Here is a 1,224-nt window from a genome sequence, read left to right on the forward strand (position 1 = left end):
CAGCTGCCCAGTCGACCGCAGCCAACGAGCAGCCCCAGGCGGCACCACGCCCGATGCCACGGCGGGTGCCACGGCGTCCGCCTCCGCCGCCGATCGGGAGGGGGATGCCGTGGCAGCGGCAGGGGCCGACGGCATGACGGGGCCGCCCTCGGCGACGGCGGCCGCCGGTGAACCCCCGTCCCTCCGGCCCAACAAGCCGCTGCTCGCGGCGGCCGCCATAGGGGGCAGCCTCCTCATCGGGGTGCCGCTCCTCCTCATGGGGATGACCGGCGAAGAAACCCGGACCCGGCCCACGGCCGCGTCGGCCTCGTCCGACGTGCTGCCCCTCGACAAGGTGCAGGCCGGCCGCACACCGGGGAGTTACGTTTCCGCCTCGCCCTCCGCGACGCCCTCGCCCAAGGCCACGACGAAGGCCCCCGTCGTTCCGCCGCCGCCGGCCGCGAGGGACTCGGCGGACGCCGATAAGGCCTCGGCGGGCAGCACGCCGAAGCAGCCCGAAGCCAAGACCGCGAAGAAGTCGCCGCCCTCCAAGGCGGTCGCCCGCCGCGCGCCGGTACGGGCCGGGGGCGCGCTGCCCACGTCCGCGAACTTCTCGACGGCGACGGGCGTCCTGATCAAGAACCGGGTGACCGGGCTCTGCGTGGACATCCCCAACTACGGGAAGGGCAAGATCAACGGCTCGGTCGAACAGTTCACCTGCAACGGTACGAACGGTGACAACCAACTGTGGGATCTGGTGGTCAACCAGAAGGGCGCGGGCCCCGGTGGCGCCGACCTCTTCACGATCCGGAACAGCAAGGACGACTACTGTGCCGACCTTCCTGACTTCGGAGGCAAGCCCGTCCACACGCGGGTCTACGAGTACCACTGCCGACCGGGCTCGGGAGACAACCAGATGTGGTACCTGGACAAGCGGGCGAACGGCGCCTTCTGGATCCGCAACCACGCGAGCAAAGGCCTGTGCCTGGACGTCCAGGGTGAGGACGGTGCCGGTGGCCGGGGCGCCAAGCTGATGCTGTTCACCTGCTCGGACGGGGACGACCACCTGTGGTCGTTCGCCTGACCCGGACAGACCCCGTCGTCGTCCCCGCATCCCACGGAGGTTTGATCCGATGTCCGTTCCCCGGGCTTCCGAAGGTCCCGACCCCGCCGCCTCGGTGGCGGCCGGGGCAGCCCGGCACCCTGCCGTCCGCCAGGCGGTCGCGCTCCCGGCCGGCGCCGGAG

General features: G+C 72.0%; 1 protein-coding gene. It reads left to right on the forward strand.

The annotated features are described in order from the left end of the window. Positions 1-109: 109 nt before the first annotated feature. Positions 110-1,063 (forward strand): RICIN domain-containing protein, encoded by a 954-nt coding sequence (locus ACYVE9_RS27460; protein WP_461030592.1) that lies wholly within the window; start codon positions 110-112, stop codon positions 1,061-1,063. Positions 1,064-1,224 lie beyond the last annotated feature (161 nt).

It is taken from the genome of Streptomyces sparsus (genome assembly GCF_054776295.1).